This window comes from Quadrisphaera granulorum, from assembly GCF_003149145.1.
Taxonomy (GTDB): domain Bacteria; phylum Actinomycetota; class Actinomycetes; order Actinomycetales; family Quadrisphaeraceae; genus Quadrisphaera; species Quadrisphaera granulorum.
In genome coordinates this window covers 1-1,681 of record NZ_QGDQ01000071.1, presented here as the reverse complement: position 1 = coordinate 1,681, position 1,681 = coordinate 1, and the positions used below count along the sequence as shown (strand labels likewise).

Here is a 1,681-nt window from a genome sequence, read left to right as displayed (position 1 = left end):
CCCAGGGCGCGGTCATAGTCGGGCGATGACTGTGTGACCTGCAGTGATGACCCTCGGTGATGCGACGGCGGACGTGACCCGCGACGATCGAAGCTCTCACACAGCGCCCGTCGACAGGTCACGCCCGTGCACCCATCATCGCCGCTTCCCCCGGCGAAGCCCACCACCACGACAACCAGCAGCCCGACCAGCAGCCCGACCAGCAGCCCGACCAGCAGCAGCGACAACAGCCTCAGCGCCGCCGCTGACGCTCACGCTGACCAGCGGAAGATTGATCCGTGGTGTCCCGACGCCACCGCCCTGCTCGCAGGCCTGGACGACCACCGCCACTACCGCGGCAGACGCCACGACCTGGCCTACCTGCTCACCATCCTGCTCGCCGCGGCCTGCACCACCGGGTTCGCCGGCCTGGTCGGCGCCGCCCGCTGGGCCGCGACCGCCCCCGATGAGCTGCTGATCAGCATCGGAGCACGCCGGGACCGGCTGGGCCGAGTCCGCCGGCCCAGCGTGCGCACCCTGGGACGAGCCGCCGCTGACCTGCCACCGGCCCACCTGCAGAAGCACCTGGACGACTTCACCGCCACCGCCTCGTTGACCCTGCTGCCTGACGCCACCGACACCGCCACCGACACCGCCCACGCCCCCGGCACCGACGTAGCGACCGGCACCGGCACCGGCACCGAGGCTGACGCCGTGACCGGACAGCTGCGAGGCGTCGCGATGGACGGCAAGGCGATCAACGGTGCCCGCACCGCCACCACCGCGGCCCCGTTCCTGGTCGCGGTCGTCACCCACGCCACCAGCACCTGCGCCCCGATCGTGCTGTCCCAACGGCACGTCGACGCCATCACGACCAGCACCACCACGACCAGCACGACCAGCACGACCACGACCAGCACGACGACGGCGAATACGACGAGCGGCAAGAAGGGAGAAGCGCCCACCGGACGGGACCTGCTGGCCGGGATGGACCTAAACGGAACCGTCCTGACCGCTGACGCCGGGCACACCTACGCCGCCACCGCCGAAGCCGTCCGCGCCGCCGGCGGGCACTACCTGTTCGTGATCAAGGGCAACCAACCCAACCTGCTGGCCTTCGCCCAGGCGGTGCTGGCCGGCCCCGACCGGAACTTCCCCAGCCCCTCCCAGCGCGCCGTCGACGGCGCGGCCAGTCCGCTCAGCGGGCCGGTGGCCCACGGCCGGCGCGAGCAGCGCTCGCTGCGCACCGTCGCAGTCAGCCCCGAGCAGCTGTCCGCCGCCAAGGTCGCCTTCGGTGATGCCGCCCAGGTGGGGCGCCTGGTCCGACGCCGACGACAAGTTCGCGCTGGTGAGGGCGGGGTGGCGGTGTGGGACTCCAAGGAGGTCATCTACGTGGTGACGTCCCTGAGCCCTGCCCAGGCCGACGCGGCGATGCTGCTGGCGCTGGTGCGCGGGCACTGGGGTGTGGAGTCGGTGCACCACGTGCGTGACACCTCCTACGCCGAGGACGCCTGCCGGGTCACCACGGCCAGTGCGGCGGTGAACCTGGCGGCGCTGCGCAACTGCTCCCTGCTGCTGGTGCGGTGCGCGGGTGGGAAGGTGAAAGCGACGTTGACGTGGGCGAACGCTGCTCACACCAACGCTGTTGATCTCTTACGAGGGAGGGCGCCCGCGGTGCTCACCTGACTATGACCGCGCCCTG

General features: G+C 71.6%; 1 protein-coding gene. It reads left to right on the top strand.

What is annotated here, in order from left to right; genetic code table 11:
• Window positions 1–126: 126 nt before the first annotated feature.
• On the top strand, window positions 127–1,665 hold the full coding sequence (locus tag BXY45_RS22720) for an ISAs1 family transposase (RefSeq protein WP_109776807.1): 1,539 nt from the start codon (window positions 127–129) through the stop codon (window positions 1,663–1,665).
• Window positions 1,666–1,681 lie beyond the last annotated feature (16 nt).